The sequence below is a fragment of the Pseudomonas citrullilanati genome, from assembly GCF_030580855.1.
GTDB lineage: Bacteria > Pseudomonadota > Gammaproteobacteria > Pseudomonadales > Pseudomonadaceae > Aquipseudomonas > Aquipseudomonas citrulli.
The window spans coordinates 105,292-126,041 of sequence record NZ_JAUQOP010000012.1 but is presented as its reverse complement, the minus strand read 5'-3'; the positions used below and the strand labels follow the sequence as shown (position 1 = coordinate 126,041).

24 protein-coding genes and 1 tRNA gene are annotated in these 20,750 nt (G+C 60.9%); 5 read left to right on the top strand and 20 right to left on the bottom strand.

The window, feature by feature from the left end; all coding sequences use genetic code 11:
• The 14 genes from Q6A48_RS11265 to trmJ form a co-directional block, all read right to left on the bottom strand.
• On the bottom strand, positions 1 to 711 hold a 711-nt coding region (locus Q6A48_RS11265; RefSeq protein WP_304554187.1), incomplete at its 3' end, for a helix-turn-helix domain-containing protein.
• Entirely contained in the window at positions 711 to 1,469 is a 759-nt protein-coding gene (gene pilW / locus Q6A48_RS11260; protein ID WP_304554186.1) for a type IV pilus biogenesis/stability protein PilW, read from the bottom strand. The genes Q6A48_RS11265 and pilW, both read right to left, overlap by 1 nt.
• A 12-nt stretch (positions 1,470 to 1,481) precedes the next feature.
• Positions 1,482 to 2,630 (bottom strand): dual-specificity RNA methyltransferase RlmN, encoded by a 1,149-nt coding sequence (gene rlmN, locus Q6A48_RS11255; RefSeq protein ID WP_304554185.1) that lies wholly within the window; start codon positions 2,628 to 2,630, stop codon positions 1,482 to 1,484.
• Positions 2,631 to 2,658: 28 nt separating this feature from the next.
• Positions 2,659 to 3,084 (bottom strand): nucleoside-diphosphate kinase, encoded by a 426-nt coding sequence (gene ndk, locus Q6A48_RS11250; protein WP_042727994.1) that lies wholly within the window; start codon positions 3,082 to 3,084, stop codon positions 2,659 to 2,661.
• 88 nt (positions 3,085 to 3,172) lie between these two features.
• Positions 3,173 to 3,373: a Fe-S cluster assembly protein IscX gene (gene iscX, locus Q6A48_RS11245; protein ID WP_304554184.1), complete on the bottom strand. Its 201-nt coding sequence runs from the start codon at positions 3,371 to 3,373 to the stop codon at positions 3,173 to 3,175.
• Positions 3,374 to 3,386: 13 nt separating this feature from the next.
• Positions 3,387 to 3,728 (bottom strand): ISC system 2Fe-2S type ferredoxin, encoded by a 342-nt coding sequence (gene fdx / locus Q6A48_RS11240; protein WP_304554183.1) that lies wholly within the window; start codon positions 3,726 to 3,728, stop codon positions 3,387 to 3,389.
• Positions 3,729 to 3,731: 3 nt separating this feature from the next.
• Complete coding sequence (gene hscA, locus Q6A48_RS11235; RefSeq protein WP_304554182.1) at positions 3,732 to 5,594, bottom strand: Fe-S protein assembly chaperone HscA; 1,863 nt, start codon at positions 5,592 to 5,594, stop codon at positions 3,732 to 3,734.
• Positions 5,595 to 5,644: 50 nt separating this feature from the next.
• On the bottom strand, positions 5,645 to 6,166 hold the full coding sequence (hscB, locus tag Q6A48_RS11230; protein ID WP_304554181.1) for a co-chaperone HscB: 522 nt from the start codon (positions 6,164 to 6,166) through the stop codon (positions 5,645 to 5,647).
• An 8-nt stretch (positions 6,167 to 6,174) separates the two neighbouring features.
• Entirely contained in the window at positions 6,175 to 6,498 is a 324-nt protein-coding gene (gene iscA / locus Q6A48_RS11225; protein WP_030139597.1) for an iron-sulfur cluster assembly protein IscA, read from the bottom strand.
• A gap of 24 nt (positions 6,499 to 6,522) precedes the next feature.
• Positions 6,523 to 6,909, bottom strand: coding sequence for a Fe-S cluster assembly scaffold IscU (gene iscU / locus Q6A48_RS11220; RefSeq protein WP_003185157.1), 387 nt, complete (start codon positions 6,907 to 6,909; stop codon positions 6,523 to 6,525).
• 43 nt (positions 6,910 to 6,952) lie between these two features.
• A complete protein-coding gene (locus tag Q6A48_RS11215; RefSeq protein ID WP_304554178.1) occupies positions 6,953 to 8,167 on the bottom strand; it encodes an IscS subfamily cysteine desulfurase in 1,215 nt (404 codons plus the stop codon).
• A gap of 50 nt (positions 8,168 to 8,217) precedes the next feature.
• Positions 8,218 to 8,709, bottom strand: coding sequence for a Fe-S cluster assembly transcriptional regulator IscR (gene iscR / locus Q6A48_RS11210; RefSeq protein ID WP_024777044.1), 492 nt, complete (start codon positions 8,707 to 8,709; stop codon positions 8,218 to 8,220).
• Positions 8,710 to 8,991: 282 nt separating this feature from the next.
• A complete protein-coding gene (gene cysE, locus Q6A48_RS11205; protein ID WP_304554174.1) occupies positions 8,992 to 9,768 on the bottom strand; it encodes a serine O-acetyltransferase in 777 nt (258 codons plus the stop codon).
• 1 nt (position 9,769) lies between these two features.
• Entirely contained in the window at positions 9,770 to 10,540 is a 771-nt protein-coding gene (trmJ, locus tag Q6A48_RS11200; protein WP_304554173.1) for a tRNA (cytosine(32)/uridine(32)-2'-O)-methyltransferase TrmJ, read from the bottom strand.
• Between the two features lie 144 nt (positions 10,541 to 10,684).
• On the opposite strand from trmJ, the gene suhB reads away from it, so the two are divergent.
• Positions 10,685 to 11,503 (top strand): type III secretion system regulator SuhB, encoded by an 819-nt coding sequence (gene suhB / locus Q6A48_RS11195; protein WP_003185165.1) that lies wholly within the window; start codon positions 10,685 to 10,687, stop codon positions 11,501 to 11,503.
• A gap of 285 nt (positions 11,504 to 11,788) precedes the next feature.
• On the opposite strand, the gene Q6A48_RS11190 is transcribed toward suhB, so the two are convergent.
• From Q6A48_RS11190 to queA, 6 genes are all read right to left on the bottom strand, one after another.
• Positions 11,789 to 12,337, bottom strand: coding sequence for a glycine zipper 2TM domain-containing protein (locus Q6A48_RS11190; protein ID WP_304554172.1), 549 nt, complete (start codon positions 12,335 to 12,337; stop codon positions 11,789 to 11,791).
• Between the two features lie 115 nt (positions 12,338 to 12,452).
• On the bottom strand, positions 12,453 to 13,367 hold the full coding sequence (secF, locus tag Q6A48_RS11185) for a protein translocase subunit SecF (protein ID WP_304554171.1): 915 nt from the start codon (positions 13,365 to 13,367) through the stop codon (positions 12,453 to 12,455).
• 9 nt (positions 13,368 to 13,376) lie between these two features.
• A complete protein-coding gene (gene secD / locus Q6A48_RS11180; RefSeq protein ID WP_304554170.1) occupies positions 13,377 to 15,245 on the bottom strand; it encodes a protein translocase subunit SecD in 1,869 nt (622 codons plus the stop codon).
• Between the two features lie 65 nt (positions 15,246 to 15,310).
• Entirely contained in the window at positions 15,311 to 15,646 is a 336-nt protein-coding gene (gene yajC, locus Q6A48_RS11175; RefSeq protein WP_024777037.1) for a preprotein translocase subunit YajC, read from the bottom strand.
• Between the two features lie 43 nt (positions 15,647 to 15,689).
• A complete protein-coding gene (tgt, locus tag Q6A48_RS11170; RefSeq protein WP_304554190.1) occupies positions 15,690 to 16,805 on the bottom strand; it encodes a tRNA guanosine(34) transglycosylase Tgt in 1,116 nt (371 codons plus the stop codon).
• Positions 16,806 to 16,819: 14 nt separating this feature from the next.
• A complete protein-coding gene (gene queA / locus Q6A48_RS11165) occupies positions 16,820 to 17,869 on the bottom strand; it encodes a tRNA preQ1(34) S-adenosylmethionine ribosyltransferase-isomerase QueA (protein ID WP_304554169.1) in 1,050 nt (349 codons plus the stop codon).
• Positions 17,870 to 17,977: 108 nt separating this feature from the next.
• Here queA and Q6A48_RS11160 point away from each other — a divergent pair.
• The 4 genes from Q6A48_RS11160 to Q6A48_RS11145 all read left to right on the top strand — a co-directional run bounded on the left by Q6A48_RS11160 (position 17,978) and on the right by Q6A48_RS11145 (position 20,701).
• Positions 17,978 to 18,062 (top strand) — tRNA-Leu (locus Q6A48_RS11160).
• A gap of 361 nt (positions 18,063 to 18,423) precedes the next feature.
• Positions 18,424 to 18,753, top strand: coding sequence for a hypothetical protein (locus Q6A48_RS11155; RefSeq protein ID WP_304554168.1), 330 nt, complete (start codon positions 18,424 to 18,426; stop codon positions 18,751 to 18,753).
• A 149-nt stretch (positions 18,754 to 18,902) separates the two neighbouring features.
• Complete coding sequence (locus Q6A48_RS11150; RefSeq protein ID WP_304554167.1) at positions 18,903 to 20,030, top strand: AAA family ATPase; 1,128 nt, start codon at positions 18,903 to 18,905, stop codon at positions 20,028 to 20,030.
• A complete protein-coding gene (locus Q6A48_RS11145) occupies positions 20,027 to 20,701 on the top strand; it encodes a DUF4276 family protein (RefSeq protein ID WP_304554166.1) in 675 nt (224 codons plus the stop codon). The genes Q6A48_RS11150 and Q6A48_RS11145 overlap by 4 nt, the downstream gene beginning before the upstream one ends.
• Positions 20,702 to 20,750: the final 49 nt, after the last annotated feature.

The window sequence follows — 20,750 nt, the reverse complement described above, 5'->3', positions numbered from 1 at the left end:
GGTTGGCGCAGGCGTGGCCGGCGCAGCCGGTGCGGCCGCGATGGGCGCTGCCGGCGCAGGCGTGGCGGGCGCCGGAGCAACCGGTGCGGTGGTGGTCGGGGCCGCTGGCTCGGCACCCGCTTCGGCGTCGACACTGTCCTGGGCCTGGGGCAGCGCCAGGTTGGTTTCGCCTTCGGCCTGGCCTTCCACGACGGCCTGGTCTTCCGGCTCGTCCAGCGGATGGATCTGGGTCGTGCCGTCGGCACCTTCGACCTCGACGTGCTCCGGGTTCATGGCCACCGGTTCTTTATTGCGCAACGACGTCTGGTCCTGCCACCAGACGAAACCGCCGCCGATCACCGCGATCAGCAACAACAGGCTGACGATTCGCAGGATCGTGTGGGAAACGCGAACCGGCTCTTCGATGCGGCCCAGGCTGTGCACGTTGCTGCCCTGGGCGTCGGAACCGGTGTATTGATCGAATTGCTGGACCAGGACGGTCTGGTCCATGCCGAGCAACTTGGCATAGGCGCGGATATAGCCACGGGCGAAGGTGTGCCCGGGCAGCTTGTCGAACGCGCCCGCTTCCAGGTTGCTCAGGGAAGTCACGGTGAGATTGAGCTTGTGGGCCACTTCGGCCAGCGACCAACCATTGCTTTCGCGGGCTTGACGCAGGGTCTCACCGGGATTTACGCGAGTCGCTGCTACAACTTCGGGATGCGCCGCTTTCATCATTGCTCCGACAGGTATTGCTGATATTCCGGCGTACCGGGATAGAGTCTTTTGAGTTGCAGGCCATAACTTGCAGCCTTGTCGCGATCGTCAAACACATGTGCCAGCCGAACACCGAGCAATAGACTACGTGCATTTTGCTCGCTGAGCAGGCTAAAACGCTCGTAGTAGTCACGCGCCGGCACATAATGCCTGTCTTCGTAGGACAACTCAGCCATTTCCAGCAAGGCTCGCGGTTGCTGGCGGTTGAGGCGCAGGGCCTTTTCCAGTTGCTGGCGGGCCAGGTCGCGCTGGCCCAATTGCGCGGCCGTCATGCCGAGGTTCTCGAATACCCGCGAACGTTCCGGGTAAAGGGTGTCGGCGGCGGCCTGCTCGAAGCGCTCATAGGCTTCCTTGTAGCGTTTCTGTTCGTAGAGGAAACCGCCGTAGTTGTTCAGGATCCGGGCATCCTGGGGCCGCGCCGACAGAGCCTTGCGAAAATGCTGGTCGGCCAGCTCCGGCTCCAGTTCGGCCTGGAACACCAGTGCCAGGGCCGCATTGGCGTCGGCGTCGCTGTCGTCCAGGTCCAGGGCTTTCTTGAGCGGGACCTTGGCCCGTTCGGTCATGCCCTGCTGCAGGTAGCCGATGCCCAATTGCACATAGGCCGCCCGCGCCTCATCGCGCCCCTTGCTGGTCTTCATCGGGTTGTAGTCGCCCGACAGGACACAACCGGAACACAGCCCGGCCAACAGCAGGATGAGCGCGAAGCGCAGGGACATAGAGTTCCTCTCTTAGTGACTGTTCGCAGCGTTCTGCGCCACATCGTCGGAGGCGTTCAACTCGCGCACGGCGATGTAGCGTTCGCTGCGACGGGTGCGATCCAGCACCTGTCCTACCAATTGACCACACGCGGCATCGATGTCTTCGCCGCGGGTGGTGCGCACGGTGACGTTGAAGCCAGCGTGGTGAAGCTGATCCTGGAAGCGCCGGATCGCATTGTTGCTAGGACGCTCGTAGCCGGAATGCGGGAACGGGTTGAACGGGATCAGGTTGATCTTGCACGGGATGTTCTTGAGCAGTTCGATCATCTCGACCGCATGCTCGACTTTGTCGTTCACATCCTTGAGCAGGGTGTACTCGATGGTCAGCACGCGCTTTTCGCCCAGGGACGACATGTAGCGCTGGCACGACTCGAGCAGCATCTTAAGCGGATACTTCTTGTTGATCGGCACCAATTGGTTACGCAATGCGTCATTGGGTGCGTGCAGCGACAACGCCAGGGAGACGTCGATGTGCTTGGCCAGCTCATCGATCATTGGCACCACGCCGGAGGTGGACAGGGTCACCCGGCGCTTGGAGATGCCGTAGCCCAGGTCGTCCATCATAAGGTGCATGGCGGAAACGACGTTGTCGAAGTTCAGCAGCGGCTCACCCATGCCCATCATCACCACGTTGGTGATGGCACGGTCGACGGTCGCCGGGACGCTGCCAAAGGATTTGTTGGCAATCCACACCTGGCCGATCACTTCGGCGGCGGTGAGGTTGCTGTTGAAGCCTTGCTTGCCGGTGGAGCAGAAACTGCAATCCAGGGCACAGCCTGCCTGGGACGAAACGCACAAGGTGCCGCGCTTGCCCTGGGGAATGTAGACGGTCTCGACGCAGCTGCCGGACGCCACGCGCACCACCCACTTGCGGGTGCCGTCGCTGGAGATGTCCTGGCTGACCACTTCGGGGCCGCGAATCTCGGCAACCGCCTTGAGCTTTTCGCGCAAGGCCTTGCCGACATTCGTCATGGCGTCGAAATCGTCGACGCCAAAGTGGTGAATCCATTTCATCACCTGGCCGGCACGGAAACGCTTCTCCCCGATCGAGTCGAAAAATTTCTCCATTTCCGGCTGGGTCAGGCCCAGCAGGTTGGTTTTGCCGTTCGATGTAGTCATGGATTCACCTTCACTCAAAAGCCTGGGCTTAGCGAGTGGTTACTTCAGTAGCGGAGAAAAAGTAAGCGATTTCGCGAGCAGCGGCGGCTTCGGAGTCCGAACCGTGGACGGCGTTGGCGTCGATGGATTCGGCGAAGTCAGCACGGATGGTGCCGGCAGCGGCTTCCTTAGGGTTGGTAGCGCCCATCAGCTCACGGTTGCGAGCGATGGCGTTTTCGCCTTCCAGCACCTGAACGACAACCGGGCCGGAAGTCATGAAGGCAACCAGTTCACCGAAGAAACCGCGCTCGCTGTGCTCGGCGTAGAAGCCTTCGGCCTCGGCCTTGGACAGTTGCTTCATTTTCGAAGCTACAACGCGCAGGCCAGCGTCTTCGAAGCGGGTAACGATCTTGCCGATCACGTTTTTAGCAACGGCGTCAGGCTTGATGATGGAGAAAGTACGTTGAACAGCCATGGTGTAACTCCAGAAACGGTAATTTGCGAAAAATTAAACCCGCGAATTATACGCGGGTTCAGGGGTATTGCCTAACCTGCCAGGTCGATCAGTCGATTTCTTCGATCCAGAGCTGTTGGACAGCCTCCAGGACCTTCTCGCCACAACGGCCAGAGGTATTGTCGAAACCGGGTAGTTCCATGATCCAGCGCTGCAAATCGACAAAATTCACAGCGTTCGGATCCACGTCCGGCTTGGCTTCGGCCAGTTCTTCTGCGATGCGTAGTACATCAGTCCAACCATAGCTCATGACAGTATCACCATCAGTGCGGCGCTTCGGCCGCATGGTTAAGCGAATATTTCGGAATCTCGACCACCAGGTCCTCGGTGCCGACCTTGGCCTGGCACGTCAGGCGCGATGTCGGCTCCAGGCCCCAGGCGCGGTCCAGGTAGTCCTCTTCGAGTTCGTCGGCTTCGTTCAGCGAGTCGAACCCTTCGCGAATGATGCAATGGCACGTGGTGCAGGCACAAACGCCGCCGCAGGCGCTTTCGATCTCGATGTGGTTGTCGTGGGCCACTTCCAGCAGCGACTTGCCGGTTTCGGCCTGGACCACCATACCGTCCGGGCAATGCTCGGCGTGTGGCAGAAAAATGATCTGCGGCATCAGTTATTCCTCGATTTCATTCAGGTTGCGCCCCGCCAGGGCGGCTTTGACCGTCGAGTCCAGGCGGCGGGCAGCAAAGGCATCGGTGACGCTCGACAGACGCTTGGTCTGCTGCTCGATGGCATGGCCATCGGTGCCCTTGATCAATTCGGACAGTTCCTGCATCTGCAACTCGATGACCATGCGCTCTTCGGCATCGAGCAAGCGATCGCCATCGGCTTCCAGGGCGCCCTGCACCGCTTCGATCAGGCGCTGGGCATCGACTTGCTGCTCGCGCAGCACGCGGGCCACCTTGTCGTCGCCGGCGTACTGGAACGAGTCCTTGAGCATCCGCGCGATCTCGCCGTCGGTCAGGCCGTAGGACGGCTTGACCTGGATGCTCGCCTCGACACCCGAACCCAGCTCGCGGGCGGTGACATTGAGCAAGCCGTCGGCATCGACCTGGAAAGTCACGCGGATCTTCGCGGCACCGGCCACCATCGGCGGGATGCCACGCAATTCGAAGCGCGCCAGGGAACGACAGTCGCTGATCAGCTCGCGCTCACCTTGCAGCACGTGGACCATCATGGCCGACTGGCCGTCTTTATAGGTGGTGAAGTCCTGGGCGCGGGCGACGGGGATGGTGGTGTTGCGTGGGATCACCTTCTCCATCAGGCCGCCCATGGTTTCCAGGCCCAGGGACAATGGAATCACATCGAGCAGCAACAACTCGCCGCCGTCACGCTTGTTGCCGGCCAGGGTATCGGCCTGGATCGCGGCGCCGATGGCGACCACCTGGTCCGGGTCGATTTCGGTCAGCGGCTGGCGGCCAAAGGCCTCGGCCACGGCTTCGCGAACCCGAGGCACGCGGGTCGAGCCACCGACCATGACCACGGCCTTGACGTCTTCGAGTTCGACACCCGAGTCACGCACGGCGCGGCGGCAGGCCTTGAGGCTGCGGGCGACCATCGGCTCGATCAGGGCATCGAAGGCCTCGCGGCTCAGCACGGCGCTCCAGCCTTCGTAGCGCACTTCGACGCTGTCGGCGTCGGTCAGGGCTTCCTTGGCGGCGCAGGCGGTTTGCAGCAGATGGCGTTGCGCGCCCGGATCCAGGTCGGCGGACAGGCCCGCCTGCTCGATGATCCAGCCAGCGATGGCGTGGTCGAAGTCGTCACCGCCCAGGGCGCTGTCACCGCCGGTGGCCAGGACTTCGAAGACACCGCCGGTCAGTCGCAGGATGGAGATATCGAACGTACCGCCGCCCAGGTCGTAGATCGCGACAAGGCCTTCGGCGTGCTGGTCGAGGCCGTAGGCCACCGCCGCGGCGGTCGGCTCGTTGAGCAGGCGCAGCACGTTGAGGCCGGCCAGCTTGGCCGCGTCCTTGGTAGCCTGGCGCTGGGCATCGTCGAAATAGGCCGGGACGGTGATGACCGCGCCCACCAGTTCGCCACCCAATGCGGCTTCGGCCCGCTGGCGCAACACCTTGAGGATGTCGGCCGACACCTGCACGGGGCTTTTCGGGCCCTGCACGGTGTCGATGAACGGCATGTGGGATTCGCCACCGACAAAGCGGTACGGCAGTTGGTCGCCCAATTGCTTGACGTCGGCCAGGCCACGCCCCATCAGGCGCTTGACCGACACGATGGTGTTCAGCGGATCGGTCGCGGCGGCCAGCTTGGCCGATTCGCCCACTTCGACACGGTCGGCGTGGTAGCGGACGGCGGACGGCAGGATCACCTGCCCCTGCTCGTCCGCCAGCGGTTCGGAAAGACCGCTGCGCAAGGCAGCGACCAGGGAATTGGTAGTACCCAAGTCGATTCCCACTGCCAGGCGACGCTGGTGGGGTTGTGGACTTTGGCCGGGTTCGGCGATCTGCAGTAGGGCCATCGTAATCAGGACTTATCTGTAATCAGGCGTGCGACCGGAGCGGCACTGGGTTAATCGTCGAGGCGCTCTTCCAGCTGGCGCACTTCGTAGGTGAGCTTGTCGAGGAACTGCATGCGCCGCATCAGGCGTTCGGCCTGTTCGCGTTGCGCGGCATCGTTCCAGCAGGCTGCGAAGCTTTCGTTCAAGGTGTGCTGGGCGTCTTTGAGGCGGCGCTTGAAGGCCGCGACACCGGCCAGGTCGGCGCTGTCCTGAAGGTCTTCGAGCTCTTCGCGCCATTGCATCTGCTGGAGGAGAAACTCGGGGTCGTGGACCGTGACTTCCAGGGGCAACTCGTGGCCGCTGATGGCCAGCAGGTAACGCGCGCGCTTGGCCGGATGCTTGAGCGTCTGGTAGGCCTCATTGAGGTTGGCAGACTGCTCCAGCGCCCGGCGCTGCTCGGCTTCGGAGGCATCGGCAAACCGATCCGGGTGGACACCACGGGCCAATTCCAGGTAGCGCGCGGACAGCTCATCGAGGTCCAGCTGGAACGCAGGCTGCATCTGGAACAAGGCAAAATGACAAGGAGTTCCCACGAGCCGCCTCAGATGTTGAAGCTTTCGCCGCAGCCACATTCACCGCGCACGTTGGGGTTGTTGAACTTGAAGCCTTCGTTCAACCCTTCCTTGACGAAATCCAGCTCGGTGCCGTCCAGGTACGTCAGGCTCTTGGGGTCGATGATCACTTTCTGACCATGACTCTCGAACACCTGGTCGTCTTCACCCACTTCGTCGACGAATTCGAGCACGTAGGCAAGGCCAGAGCAGCCCGTGGTGCGAACACCCAGGCGGATACCCTCGCCCTTGCCACGTCCCGCGAGGGAACGCTGCACATGCTTAGCTGCCGCTTCTGTCATCTGGATAGCCATGAAAACTCCTTACCAATGCGCGGATCAGATCAAGCCTTTCTTCTGCTTGTAGTCGCGAACGGCGGCCTTGATGGCGTCTTCGGCGAGTACCGAGCAGTGGATCTTCACTGGCGGCAGGGCCAGTTCTTCGGCCAGCTGGGTGTTCTTGATGGTTTCGGCTTCGTCCAGGGTCTTGCCCTTCATCCACTCGGTGGCGAGGGAGCTGGAGGCGATGGCCGAGCCGCAGCCATAGGTCTTGAACTTGGCGTCTTCGATGATGCCTTGCTCGTTGACCTTGATCTGCAGGCGCATCACGTCGCCGCACGCCGGGGCGCCGACCATGCCGGTGCCGACATCAGGATCCTGCGCGTCCATCTTGCCGACGTTGCGCGGGTTCTCGTAGTGGTCGATGACCTTTTCGCTATATGCCATTTGCTTCAATCCTCATCAGTGAGCCGCTCTGGTGGCGACTTCTTCAGTGCGCAGCCCACTCGATTTTCGAGATGTCGACGCCGTCTTTGTACATGTCCCAGAGCGGCGACAAGGCGCGCAGCTTGGTGACGGCCTCGCAGACTTTCTGCGCGGCGTAATCGATTTCCTCTTCGGTGGTGAAGCGGCCGAAGGTGAAGCGAATCGAGCTGTGGGCCAGTTCGTCGTTGCGGCCCAGGGCGCGCAGGACGTAAGAAGGCTCGAGCGAGGCCGAGGTGCAGGCCGAACCGGACGACACGGCCAGGTCCTTGAGCGCCATGATCAGCGACTCGCCTTCAACGTAGTTGAAGCTCAGGTTCAGGTTGTGCGGGACGCGGGCGGTCATGCTGCCGTTGACGTAGAGTTCTTCGAGGTGCTCGACCTGCTTGAAGAAACGATCGCTCAGGGCCTTGATGCGGACATTCTCGGCGGCCATGTCTTCCTTGGCGACGCGGAACGCTTCGCCCATGCCGACGATCTGGTGGGTCGCCAGGGTGCCGGAACGCATGCCACGCTCGTGGCCGCCACCGTGCATGGTCGCTTCGATGCGCACACGCGGCTTGCGGCTCACGTACAGCGCGCCGATGCCTTTGGGGCCGTAGGTCTTGTGGGCCGAGAACGACATCAGGTCGACCTTCAGCTTCGCCAGGTCGATCTCGACCTTGCCGGTGGACTGGGCCGCATCGACATGGAACAGCACGCCCTTGGAGCGGGTCAGTTCGCCGATGGCGGCGATGTCGTTGATGGTGCCGATCTCGTTGTTCACGTGCATGATCGAAACCAGGATGGTGTCGTCGCGCAGCGCGGCTTCAACCATGGCCGGAGTGATCAAACCGTCTTCGCCAGGCTCGATGTAGGTGACTTCGAAGCCTTCACGCTCCAGTTGGCGCATGGTGTCCAGGACAGCCTTGTGCTCGACCTTGGAGGTGATCAGGTGCTTGCCCTTGGTGTGGTAGAAATGCGCGACACCCTTGATTGCCAGGTTGTCGGACTCGGTGGCACCGGAGGTCCAGACGATTTCACGCGGGTCGGCGTTGACCAGGTCGGCGACCTGGCGACGGGCGTTCTCGACCGATTCCTCGGCCTTCCAGCCGAACACGTGGGAGCGGGACGCCGGGTTACCGAAGTTTCCGTCGACCAGCAGGCATTCACTCATCTTTTGCGCGACACGCGGATCAACCGGGGTGGTCGCAGAGTAATCAAGGTAAATCGGCAATTTCATGGACTCTCTCCTAAATCAGGCTGGCTGGCGTTCCGCGTGCTCTGCGGCGGTCATTCGACGGCGGACGCTTCAATCTTGTCCAGGTGCGGCGCCTTGCCATTGCAACGGCGCTGGTCCTGACGCTGGGCGACCTCTTGCACCTCACGGCGGGTAACAAGGTCGGCCAAGCTGATACCGCTCAGAAACTCGTGGATCTGCAGGCTCAAGTCGCACCACAGGTGATGGGTCAGGCAAGTATCGCCACCATGGCAATCGCCCAGCCCCTGGCACTTGGTCGCATCGACCGATTCGTTCACGGCATCGATCACCTGGGCGACCTGGATGCCTTGCATGTCACGGGACAGCTGGTAGCCGCCGCCGGGGCCGCGCACGCTGGAGACCAGGTTGCTGCGGCGCAGCTTGGCGAAAAGCTGCTCAAGATAAGACAGGGAAATGCCCTGGCGCTCGGAGATATCGGCCAGGGACACCGGCCCGTGCTGCGCGTGCAATGCCAGATCCAGCATCGCGGTCACGGCGTATCGGCCTTTTGTAGTCAGTCGCATGGACAATTACCACGGAGTTCGGAATGGGGGCGAGTATGCAATTCCCGAGTATTTAAGTCAAGTATAAGACCTAGTGGGTTACTCGGGTTTACCCGCGAAAGAGCGCGCGCATGATAGCAAAGGCTGGTCCGTTGCGGCCAGCCATACCGCGTTATCGTTCATCGCGAGCAAGCTTTGCTCCCACAGGGCTCCTGTGAAACAGGTTCCTGTGGAGCAAGGCTTTTTTGTGAGAACCAGGTTTTTTGTGGGAGCAAGGCTTGCCCGCGATGCAGGCGCCTCGGTTCAGCTGGCCTGGGTCTCATCCTTGTCCTTCACACACGCGAAGTCTTCTTCGCGCAGTTCAGGCAGGTCCTTGGCGCAGTAGTTACTGCCCAGGTCCTTCAGGGCGTCGCACATCCCCTCCAGGCGCCCATCGACGGCTTGCAGGTGATCGAGCAACTGGTTGATGGCGCGCGCTACCGGGTCGGGCATGTCTTCACCGACACCGTAGGCATCGAAGCCGATCTTCTCGGCCATGGCCTTGCGCCGGGCATCCTGCTCGTCGTCGGACTTGACGATGATCCGCCCCGGAATGCCGACCACGGTCGCCCCCGGCGGCACGGCCTTGGTCACCACGGCGTTGGAGCCGACTTTCGCCCCCGCCCCCACCGTGAACGGCCCGAGCACCTTGGCGCCGGCGCCCACCACCACGCCGTCTTCCAGGGTCGGGTGGCGCTTGCCCTTGTTCCAGCTGGTGCCGCCGAGCGTCACGCCCTGATAGAGGGTCACGTCATCACCGATCTCGGCGGTTTCACCAATGACGATGCCCATGCCGTGGTCGATGAAGAATCGCCGCCCGACCTTGGCGCCCGGATGGATCTCGATCCCGGTCAGCCAGCGCCCGAAATTCGAGACCAGCCGCGCCAGCCACTTCCAGCCCATGTTCCACAAGGCGCCGGACAGGCGATGCAGCCAGATGGCGTGCATCCCCGGGTAGCAGGTCAGTACTTCAAAGGCATTGCGCGCCGCCGGGTCACGATGGAAAACGCTCTGGATATCTTCACGCAAACGTTCGAACATTTTATTTCTTCCGCTTAATCAGCTCGCCACGGGCCGCTTTCTGGGTTTCCGTGAGGATGCCGCGCAATATATTCATCTCCGCCCGGCTGACCGAGCTTCGTCCGTACAACCGACGCAGGCGCGCCATCAAGTGCCTTGGCTTGTCCGGGTCGAGGAACTCGATGTCCACCAGGGTCTGCTCCAGGTGTTCAAAGTAACGTTCCAGCTCGTCCATCGTCGCCAGTGTTTCACTGCGCGGCGACGTGACCTCGGTTTTTTCCACCTTGCTTGGCTGGCCTTCGGCTGCCAGCCAGGCCATGCGCACTTCATAACCCAACACCTGCACCGCCGCCGCGAGGTTCAGGGAACTGAACGTCGGGTCGGAAGGAATATGCACGTGAAAGTGACATCGCTGCAGCTCTTCGTTGGTCAGGCCGGAGTCTTCACGGCCAAACACCAGGGCGATCTCGCTGCCCTGCGCGGCTTCCTCGATGACTTTGGTCCCGCACTCGCGGGGGTCGAGCAGCGGCCAGGGGATGCGTCGGTCGCGGGCGCTGGTGCCGAGCACCAGGTTGCACCCCACCAGGGCGTCTTCCAGGCTGGCGACCACTTGCGCACCGGCCAGGATGTCATCGGCGCCGGACGCCCGCGCGTCGGCTTCGTGATGGGGAAACAAGCGCGGCTCGACCAGCACCAGCCGCGACAGGCCCATGTTCTTCATGGCCCGCGCAGCTCCGCCGATGTTACCCGGATGGCTGGTATTGACCAGGACGACACGAATGTTCTGCAACAAGGGAGGCGCTCTCGAACACGATAAAGGGAGCAAATCTTACATAAGCACCTACCGTTAAGCTATGAAAGCGAACACCAACCTTCTCCTCGGAAAACTTTCTGATAGAATGCGCGGCTTTCTTTAACAACCTTAGGTGACACATCCATGCAGCCCATGCTGAATATCGCGCTGCGCGCCGCCCGCAGCGCCAGTGAACTGATCTTCCGCTCCATCGAGCGCCTGGATACCATCAAGGTCGACGAAAAAGACGCCAAGGACTACGTGTCCGAGGTGGATCGCGCCGCCGAACAGAAGATCGTCGACGCCCTGCGCAAGGCGTACCCGAACCACTCCATCCTGGGTGAAGAGACCGGCATGCACGCCGGCACCGGCATCGAAGGCGAAGAGTACCTGTGGATCATCGATCCGCTGGACGGCACCACCAACTTTCTGCGCGGCATTCCTCACTTCGCTGTCAGCATCGCCTGCAAATACCGTGGTCGCCTGGAACACGCTGTCGTGCTGGACCCGGTTCGCCAGGAAGAATTCACCGCCAGCCGTGGCCGTGGCGCCCAGCTGAACGGTCGTCGCCTGCGCGTCAGCGGCCGCACCAGCCTGGACGGCGCCCTGCTGGGTACCGGCTTCCCGTTCCGTGACGACCAGATGGACAACCTGGACAACTACCTGGGCATGTTCCGCGCCCTGGTCGGCCAGACCGCCGGCATCCGCCGCGCCGGCGCCGCCAGCCTGGACCTGGCCTATGTGGCCGCGGGCCGTTTCGATGCGTTCTGGGAGTCGGGCCTGTCCGAGTGGGACATGGCGGCTGGCGCCCTGCTGATCCAGGAAGCCGGCGGCTTGGTGAGCGACTTCACCGGCGGCCACGACTTCCTCGAAAAAGGCCACATCGTTGCCGGCAATACCAAATGCTTCAAGGCTGTGCTGACAGCTATCCAGCCGCACTTGCCGGCTTCGTTGAAGCGTTAAGTAACCGGCTACAGAGAAAGCACCCTTCGGGGTGCTTTTTTATGCCCGGATTCTGAGCACACCCGAACCACTGCGGGAGAAAGACTGTGGGAGCAAAGCTTGCTCGCGACAGCGGTGGGTCAGGTGGTTTCTCTGCTGGGTGTGCCACTGCATCGCGAGCAAGCTTTGCTCCCACCACCATTCCCACAATCATTCTCATAGTCATCCCACCGGAGATTTGGGTGGGGGCATAAAATGCGAACCTAAAAAAAGCACCCCGAAGGGTGCTTTCTCAGATCATTCAGATCACTGTGCCGGTTGATTCTGGCCCAGGATCAGTTGGCCGTCCTTGCTCACCGGGATCTGGTTACCCGGGTCGCGGTCCATGCGGACCTTGCCTTCCTTGCCGTCAAGCATGTAGCGAACGTCGTAGCCGACCACCTTGTCGCTGATGTCATTGACCGTGTTGCAGCGAGTCTGAGTGGTGGTGTACGTGTCGCGTTCCTGCATGCCTTCCTGAATCTTGTTACCGGCATAGCCGCCGCCCGCCGCACCTGCCACGGTGGCGATTTTCTTGCCGGTGCCGCCGCCGACCTGGTTGCCCAGCAGGCCACCGGCCAGGGCGCCGATCACGGTGCCGGCGATCTGGTGTTGGTCCTGGACCGGCTTCTGCCGGGTCACGGTGACGTCCTTGCACACTTCACGCGGAGTCTTGATTTGAGTTTTGACCGGTTCCACGGCCAGTACTTGCGCATACTCAGGGCCACTTTTTACCAAGCTGTAGGTCGCGACCGCACCACCGGCAGTTACACCGACAGCACCCAATACCGCACCAACCAGCATCGATTTGTTCACTTGAACCTCCTGACCATCACAAGCGGATTAATCCGCGCTTCTCCCAGCCTTGGAGCATAAAAAAAGGCGCGAGTTCAACTCGCGCCTTCCAGGTCGTGACGGACGGAGACAGGCCTTATGGGCGGTCGTCCACTTCCGTCTCGGTGGCCGCAGGAGGAATCAGGTCCTCGGTGTTCAGGTTCAGCCAGATCAGCACCACGTTGGCGATGTAGATCGACGAGTAGGTCCCCGCCAACACACCGATGAACAGCGCGATGGAGAAACCGAACAGGTTGTCGCCGCCGAAGAACAGCAGCGCCGCGATCGCCAACAGCGTGGAGATCGACGTCGCCATGGTCCGCAACAGGGTCTGGGTGGTCGAGATGTTGATGTTCTCGATCAGCGACGCCCTGCGCAGTACGCGGAAGTTCTCACGCACCCGGTCGAACACCACGATGGTGTCGTTGAGCGAGTAGCCGATGATCGCCAGCACCGCCGCCAGCACCGTCAGGTCGAAGGTGATCTGGAAGAACGACAGGATGCCCACGGTCACGATCACGTCGTGGATCAGCGAGACAATGGCGCCCACCGCGAACTTCCACTGAAAGCGGAAGGCCAGGTAGATCAGGATGCCGCCCAGCGCCATGAGCATGCCGAGGCCGCCCTGGTCGCGCAGCTCTTCACCCACTTGCGGGCCGACGAACTCGACGCGCTTGACCTGTGCAGGGTTGTCGCCGCCGGCCTTCTGCAAGGCCTCGGCCACCTGGTGGCCCAGCTGCGGGTCTTCACCCGGCATGCGCACCAGCAGGTCGGTGGTTGCACCGAAGCTCTGCACGATGGCTTCGCCGTAGCCCGAGCTCGCCAGTTGCTCACGCACCTTGGTGACGTCGGCCGGACGCTCGTAGGTCAGCTCGATGAGCGTACCGCCGGTGAAGTCCAGGCCGTAGTTCAGGCCCTTGGTGGCCCAGCTGAACAACGCCAGCACGGTAAGGAACAATGTGATGCCGAACGCAACATTGCGAACGCCCATGAAGTTGATTGTACGTAACATGGCAGCCCCTTAAATCCACAACTTCTTGAAGTCACGTCCGCCAAAGATCAGGTTGACCATTGCGCGGGTCACCATGATGGCCGTGAACATCGAGGTAAAGATCCCGAGGGACATGGTCACTGCGAAGCCCTTGACCGGGCCGGTGCCCATGGCGAAGAGAATCCCGCCGACCAGCAACGTGGTCAGGTTGGCGTCGAGAATCGCGGTGAATGCCCGGCCGAAGCCTTCGTTGATTGCCCGCTGGATCGACATGCCCGCGGCGATCTCTTCACGTATCCGCGAGAAGATCAGCACGTTGGCGTCCACCGCCATGCCCATGGTCAATACGATACCGGCGATGCCCGGCAGGGTCAGCGTAGCCCCCAGCAGCGACATCAAGGCCAGCAGCATCACCATGTTCACCGCCAGCGCGACGGTGGCGATGATGCCGAAGAAGCGGTAGATGGCGATGATGAACAGCGACACGAACAGCATGCCCCACAGCGAGGCGTCGATACCCTTGGTGATGTTGTCGGCGCCCAGGCTCGGGCCGATGGTGCGCTCTTCAGCGAAGTACATCGGCGCGGCCAGGCCACCGGCACGCAGCAGCAGGGCCAGTTCGGAGGCTTCGCCCTGGCCGTTCAGGCCGGTGATGCGGAACTGGCTGCCCAGCGGCGACTGGATGGTCGCCAGGCTGATGATCTTCTTCTCTTCCTTGAACGCCTGCACGGCGACGTCTTTCTCGACGCCGTCGACCACCTGCTTGGTGTAGGTGGTGATCGGCTTCTGCTCGATGAAGATCACCGCCATGCTGCGCCCGACGTTGCTGCGCGTGGCGCGGCTCATCAGCTCGCCGCCGTGGCCGTCGAGGTGGATGTTCACCTGCGGACGACCGTGCTCGTCGAAGCTCGCCTTGGCGTCGGTCACCTGGTCACCGGTGATGATCAAGCCACGCTCGATCTGCGCCGGCGGACGGTTGCCCTCGCGGAACTCGAAGCTCTCGGAAGCGGCCTTGGACGCGCCGGGTTCGGCACCGAGGCGGAACTCCAGGTTGGCGGTCTTGCCGAGGATACGCTTGGCTTCGGCGGTGTCCTGCACGCCTGGCAGCTCGACCACGATGCGGTTGGCGCCCTGGCGCTGCACGATCGGTTCGGCCACGCCCAGCTCGTTGACCCGGTTACGCACGGTGGTCAAGTTCTGCTTGATGGAGTATTCGCGGATTTCCGCCAGCTTGGCCGGGGTCATCGCCAGACGCAGCACCGCCTGACCATTGAGGTCGGCCGGCACAATGTCGAAATCGTTGAAGGTCTTGCGGATCAGCGCACGGGCCTGCTCGCGGGTATCTTCATCGCTGAAGCCCAGCTGAATCGCACCGTTGAAGGCCGGCAGGCTGCGATAGCGCACACGTTCCTTGCGCAGCAGGCTCTTGACGTCGCCTTCGTAGACTTTCATCCGCGCGTCGAGGGCCTTGTCCATGTCCACTTCCAGCAGGAAGTGCACACCGCCGGACAAGTCCAGGCCCAGCTTCATCGGATGCGCGCCGAGCTTGCGCAGCCATTGCGGGGTGGTCTGGGCCAGGTTCAAGGCTACGACGTAATCGTCGCCCAGCGCCTTGCGCACCACGTCCTTGGCTGGCAGTTGATCTTCAGCCTTGACCAGGCGCAACAGGCCGCCCTTGCCGCCAGCGGCAACCGACGAGGCCTTGACCTCGATACCGGAGGTCTTGAGCGCCGCGCTCGCACGATCCAGATCCGCCTGGGTCACCTGCAAGGCCGTGCTTGCGCCACTGACCTGAATGGCCGGGTCATCCGGGTAGAGATTGGGAGCGGAATAAATCAGACCGATCGCCAGCACCGCCAGGATCAGTACATATTTCCACAGAGGGTATTTGTTCAGCATCACGCCGCCCGCTTATGACGCGGGGCGCCTTGCGCGCCCCGTCGATTGAAGAGAAGTTTGAAACCTTAGATCGCTTTCAGCGTGCCTTTTGGCAGCGTGGCCGCGATAGCGCCCTTCTGGAACTTCATTTCAACAGTGTCGGACACTTCCAGTACCACGAAGTCATCCGCCACTTTGGTGATCTTGCCAGCGATGCCGCCGGTGGTGACCACTTCGTCGCCCTTCTGCAAGCTGCCGAGCAGGTTCTTCTGCTCCTTGGCGCGCTTGGCCTGTGGACGCCAGATCATCAGGTAGAAGATAACCAGGAAGCCGACCAGGAAAATCCACTCGAAACCGCCACCCATAGGCGCGGCTGCGGGAGCAGCGGCATCAGCCATGGCGTTAGAGATAAAAAAGCTCATTTAGCACTCCAGTTGCAAGTATTGAATCTTAGGATCGGAAAACTCAGTCCAAGGGCGGTACAGGCAACCCGCGCTTGGCATAGAAGGCCTCGACAAAGGCGGCCAATGTACCCTGTTGGATAGCCTCGCGCAAACCAGCCATAAGCACCTGATAATGGCGCAAATTGTGGATGGTATTGAGCATACTGCCGAGCATTTCGCCGCACTTGTCCAAATGATGCAGATAAGCGCGGGAGAAGTTCTGGCAGGTGTAGCAATCGCACGTCGGATCCAGCGGCGAATCATCATGGCGATGAAACGCGTTACGGATCTTCAGCACGCCCGTGTCGATGAACAGATGCCCATTGCGGGCATTACGGGTTGGCATCACGCAATCGAACATGTCCACCCCGCGGCGCGCACCCTCAACCAGATCCTCCGGTTTGCCAACGCCCATAAGGTAACGAGGTTTGTCAGCGGGCATCTGGCCCGGCAGGTAGTCGAGCACCTTGATCATTTCGTGCTTGGGTTCGCCCACCGACAGGCCGCCAATCGCCAGGCCGTCGAAGCCGATCTTGTCCAGGCCTTCGAGCGAGCGCATGCGCAGGTCCTGGTGCATGCCGCCCTGGACGATGCCGAACAGCGCCGCGGTGTTATCGCCGTGGGCGTTCTTGGAACGCTGGGCCCAGCGCAACGACAGCTCCATGGACACCCGCGCCACGTCTTCATCGGCCGGGTACGGCGTGCATTCGTCGAAGATCATCACGATGTCCGAGCCCAGGTCGCGCTGGACCTGCATCGACTCTTCCGGCCCCATGAACACCTTGGAACCGTCCACCGGCGAGGCGAAGGTCACACCCTCCTCCTTGATCTTGCGCATCGCACCAAGGCTGAACACCTGGAAGCCGCCGGAGTCGGTCAGGATCGGGCCTTTCCACTGCATGAAATCGTGCAGGTCGCCGTGGGCCTTGATCACTTCCATGCCCGGGCGCAGCCACAGGTGGAAGGTATTGCCGAGGATGATCTCGGCGCCAATCGCCTCGATGTCCCGTGGCAGCATGCCCTTGACCGTGCCGTAGGTGCCCACCGGCATGAACGCCGGGGTTTCCACCGTACCGCGGGGGAAGGTCAGGCGACCACGACGCGCCTTGCCATCGGTGGCCAGCAACTCGAAGGACATGCGACAGGTGCGACTCATACGGTTTCCTCGGGCCCGCGTGGCGCGGGGTTACGGGTGATGAACATCGCATCACCGTAGCTGAAAAAGCGGTATCCATGCTCGACGGCGGCCTTGTAGGCGGCCATGGCTTCGGGATAACCGGCGAACGCCGAAACCAGCATCAACAGCGTGGACTCGGGCAAATGAAAGTTGGTGACCAGGGCATCGACCACATGGAACGGCCGGCCCGGGTAGATAAAGATGTCGGTGTCGCCGCTGAACGGCTTGAGCACGCCATCGCGAGCGGCGCTTTCCAGGGACCGCACGCTGGTGGTCCCCACCGCCACCACCCGCCCACCGCGGGCGCGACAGGCCGCCACGGCATCGACCACGTCCTGGCTGACTTCCAGCCATTCGCTGTGCATGTGATGGTCTTCGATGCGCTCCACACGCACCGGCTGGAACGTGCCGGCGCCGACGTGCAACGTTACGAACGTGGTCTCGACGCCCTTGGCGGCAATCGCCTCCAGCAATGGCTGATCGAAATGCAGCCCCGCCGTCGGCGCCGCCACCGCCCCCAAGCGCTCGGCGTACACGGTCTGATAACGCTCGCGGTCCGAACCTTCGTCCGGGCGATCTATATAAGGAGGCAACGGCATGTGCCCGACACGGTCGAGCAGCGGCAGCACCTCTTCGGCAAACGCCAGCTCGAACAACGCATCATGCCGCGCCACCATCACCGCCTCGCCACCGCCGTCGATCAAGATCGACGAACCCGGCTTGGGCGACTTGCTGGAGCGCACATGGGCCAGCACGCGATGACTGTCCAGCACCCGCTCCACCAGAATCTCCAGCTTGCCGCCGGAGGCCTTCTGGCCAAACAACCGCGCCGGAATCACCCGGGTATTGTTGAACACCATCAAATCGCCCGGGCGCAAATGCTCGAGCAAATCAGTGAATTGACGGTGAGCCATGGCACCGGTGACCCCGTCCAGGGTCAACAGTCGACTGGCGCGACGCTCGGCCAGCGGGTGGCGAGCGATCAGCGAATCCGGGAGTTCGAAAGTAAAGTCAGCAACACGCATGATGGGGTTCGTCTAGCAGGGCCGGAAAGTCTAGCGGAAATATCAAAAATTGACCATGAAACGTGATTGACCAACGGTAGTCACCTCTCTATACTTCGCCGCCATTGAGCCCTGATGGCGGAATTGGTAGACGCGGCGGATTCAAAATCCGTTTTCGAAAGGAGTGGGAGTTCGAGTCTCCCTCGGGGCACCATCTTAAAGAAAGACCTTGAAATTCAAGGTCTTTTTTTTCGCCTGGAGGAAAGTGGTTTTGGCCGTGTTCGAAGCAGATCCAAGCCCTCCCCCGCCCCGTTTTTGTGGCGAGGGGATTCATCCCCGCTGGGCCGCAAAGCGGCCCCAAACACAAACCTGCGGATGATAAGGAATCCCCTGGCAACGATGAACCCGGGGCAAGGAGAAACCCGCAGCGAGGAAGCTCGCTCCCGCTTGAGCGCAAAGCCCTCACAAAAAAGTCACTGCCCTCACCGATACTCCAGGTCATCCATCACCAAGACATGCACAACCCACCCAACTCCACCCCACCCTCCTCACCCAGTCACGAAGGATTTCACCCCATGGAATTGCTGCTGGAAACGGTTGCTCTTTACTCGCTGAAGCTGGCTTACGAGACGGAGGGGCATAGTCCGATTTTGCGGGATGATCCGTTGATGGGTGGGTGTGATCGGGAGGTTTTTGGGTTGTTGGTAAGGCGGGGGGATTTGGTGGGAGTTCAAGGCAAGGTAGAGCGCTGCCTAGACTCGGCTTTGGGAGCTGTTGGCGGCGTGGATACGGCGTTGGGACGAGAACTGGAACGTCTGGCGCGGGAAGTACGCGCCGCCCGGACAATGGAAGAGCTTGGAGAACCGCTGGCGGTGCTCAACGGCTACCTGAAAGATATCCAGTGAACGGCCTGGTTCAAGCACCGGTATTAGCTGGAAAAGATTAGGGTTAGGATGAAACGAGCCAGCCACTGAGATCAGTGGCAAACTTCGAAAGCTATCCATGACAGCGGCCTGCGGTTCACAGACAGTGCCGCCAAAGGAATCTCGCATCAATGAGCAAAAAAAACGCCATCGACCGGCTGACGATCAAAGGCTTCAAGTCCATAAAGAATCTGGACGGCCTGGAGCTTGGCAGCCTGAACGTCCTGCTGGGCGCCAACGGTGCCGGGAAGAGCAGCTTCGTCTCCTACTTCCGTATGCTTGGCGAAATGATGGAGCAGCGCCTAAAAACCTGGACCATTCAACAAGGCTCGGCGGATCGTATTGTCAGTTTCGGCGTGAAAGAAACTCGGAAAATCGAATCTTTCGTCCAGTTTGGCCTGAATGGCTATCGGTTTGAGCTAGAACCAACGCTGGACGGTGACTTCGTATTTTCGAATGAACAACTTTTCTTCGACGGTCCCCGGTACGGAGAGCAATGGATACCTCTCGGTTCGGGACATCAAGAAGCGAAACTTAAAGAAGCATTCAATTCCAAGCGCTCTTACGCCTCTTACAAAAACGATGTCGTCGCTTACTGCTACGAATCGATTTCCAGCTGGAAAGTCTTCCACTTCCATGACACCAGCGACACCGCAAGCGTCAAGCGCCGTGGCCCCGTCCACATCAACGACTACCTGCGCCCAGACGCGTCAAACTTGGCGGCCTACCTTTATCGCCTGACGCTGGAAGCACCGGACGTCTACGAACAGATTCGCAAGACCATTCAATTGGCGATTCCGTTTTTTGACGACTTCGTGCTCAAGCCCCTTCGCCTGAGCACGGAAGAAGAGCTGATCAACTTGCAATGGCGTCAGAACGACAGTGACTACATCTTCTGGCCCAGCCAGCTTTCGGATGGTTCGATCCGCTTCATTTGCCTGGTCACTGCACTGCTACAACCGGAACCGCCATCCACCATCATCATCGATGAGCCGGAACTGGGCCTGCATCCGTACGCCATTACTTTGCTGGGCTCACTGCTTCGATCGGCCTCGAAAAGAATGCAAGTGATTGTCTCGACCCAGTCCGTCCCCCTGGTGAACGAGTTTTCAATCAGCGACCTGATCATTGTCGAGCGCGAGCAAGGTGCCACAGTTTTCAAGAGGTTGGATGAGGAACAGTTCGAAGCCTGGCTGGAAGACTATTCGGTGGGTGAGCTATGGGAGAAAAACATACTCGGCGGGAGGCCGCGTAAATGATTCGAGTGCATGTCATCTGCGAAGGCCAAACGGAGGAAATGTTCATCAACGAGGTGCTTGCCCAGACTTTTCATTACCTGGATATCTACCTAACACCTTCGCTGATTGGCAAACCAGGCCATAAGGGCGGCAACGTCCGCTTCGAGCGTCTTCTCACCGACTTGGAAAAACGCCTGCTCGGCGACCGCCATGCCTATTGCACCACCTTCTTCGACTTCTACGGCCTGCCCGAAGAGTTTCCCGGCAAGGCCGACGCCAACGGCAAAGACACCATGGACGGCAAAGCCAACTGCTTGCTGAATGCGATGATGGAAAAACTTCAACTCAAGCTCGGCGAGGACGCGTTACGCAGATTCATTCCTTATGTCCAGATGTACGAATTCGAAGGACTGCTGTTCAGTTGCCCCAAGGGACTAGCCACGGGAATCAACCAGCCAGCGCTTGAGGATAAGTTCCTGCATATACGCAATGCATTTGATACGCCTGAAAGCATCAACAACAGTCCCGTTACAGCGCCGAGCAAGCGACTGCTGAAGCTATATGAAGGGTATGACAAACCGTTGCATGGTTCGCTGGCAGCGATTGAGATTGGGTTGCCGGCGATTCGGTTGCAGTGCAGGCGGTTTGATGAGTGGGTTCGGCGTTTGGAGGGGTTGGCGCCGATTAAATAGCGGGCAAGTGAACAGTACCTCCCCTTCTTAGAACAAGAAAGGCCAAGCC

What these genes read in the sequence shown, in the direction of transcription:
- fdx (WP_304554183.1), bottom strand. Translation starts at nt 3,728, where the DNA reads ATGCCGCAGATCATTTTTCTGCCACACGCCGAGCATTGCCCGGACGGT.
- Q6A48_RS11215 (WP_304554178.1), bottom strand. Translation starts at nt 8,167, where the DNA reads ATGAAATTGCCGATTTACCTTGATTACTCTGCGACCACCCCGGTTGAT.
- cysE (WP_304554174.1), bottom strand. Translation starts at nt 9,768, where the DNA reads ATGTTCGAACGTTTGCGTGAAGATATCCAGAGCGTTTTCCATCGTGAC.
- iscA (WP_030139597.1), bottom strand. Translation starts at nt 6,498, where the DNA reads ATGGCTATCCAGATGACAGAAGCGGCAGCTAAGCATGTGCAGCGTTCC.
- Q6A48_RS11145 (WP_304554166.1), top strand. Translation starts at nt 20,027, where the DNA reads ATGATTCGAGTGCATGTCATCTGCGAAGGCCAAACGGAGGAAATGTTC.
- Q6A48_RS11155 (WP_304554168.1), top strand. Translation starts at nt 18,424, where the DNA reads ATGGAATTGCTGCTGGAAACGGTTGCTCTTTACTCGCTGAAGCTGGCT.
- iscU (WP_003185157.1), bottom strand. Translation starts at nt 6,909, where the DNA reads ATGGCATATAGCGAAAAGGTCATCGACCACTACGAGAACCCGCGCAAC.
- hscA (WP_304554182.1), bottom strand. Translation starts at nt 5,594, where the DNA reads ATGGCCCTACTGCAGATCGCCGAACCCGGCCAAAGTCCACAACCCCAC.
- iscR (WP_024777044.1), bottom strand. Translation starts at nt 8,709, where the DNA reads ATGCGACTGACTACAAAAGGCCGATACGCCGTGACCGCGATGCTGGAT.
- pilW (WP_304554186.1), bottom strand. Translation starts at nt 1,469, where the DNA reads ATGTCCCTGCGCTTCGCGCTCATCCTGCTGTTGGCCGGGCTGTGTTCC.
- ndk (WP_042727994.1), bottom strand. Translation starts at nt 3,084, where the DNA reads ATGGCTGTTCAACGTACTTTCTCCATCATCAAGCCTGACGCCGTTGCT.
- secF (WP_304554171.1), bottom strand. Translation starts at nt 13,367, where the DNA reads ATGTTACGTACAATCAACTTCATGGGCGTTCGCAATGTTGCGTTCGGC.
- iscX (WP_304554184.1), bottom strand. Translation starts at nt 3,373, where the DNA reads ATGAGCTATGGTTGGACTGATGTACTACGCATCGCAGAAGAACTGGCC.
- rlmN (WP_304554185.1), bottom strand. Translation starts at nt 2,630, where the DNA reads ATGACTACATCGAACGGCAAAACCAACCTGCTGGGCCTGACCCAGCCG.
- secD (WP_304554170.1), bottom strand. Translation starts at nt 15,245, where the DNA reads ATGCTGAACAAATACCCTCTGTGGAAATATGTACTGATCCTGGCGGTG.
- queA (WP_304554169.1), bottom strand. Translation starts at nt 17,869, where the DNA reads ATGCGTGTTGCTGACTTTACTTTCGAACTCCCGGATTCGCTGATCGCT.
- tgt (WP_304554190.1), bottom strand. Translation starts at nt 16,805, where the DNA reads ATGTCCTTCGAGTTGCTGGCCACCGATGGCAAGGCGCGTCGTGGTCGC.
- suhB (WP_003185165.1), top strand. Translation starts at nt 10,685, where the DNA reads ATGCAGCCCATGCTGAATATCGCGCTGCGCGCCGCCCGCAGCGCCAGT.
- yajC (WP_024777037.1), bottom strand. Translation starts at nt 15,646, where the DNA reads ATGAGCTTTTTTATCTCTAACGCCATGGCTGATGCCGCTGCTCCCGCA.
- Q6A48_RS11150 (WP_304554167.1), top strand. Translation starts at nt 18,903, where the DNA reads ATGAGCAAAAAAAACGCCATCGACCGGCTGACGATCAAAGGCTTCAAG.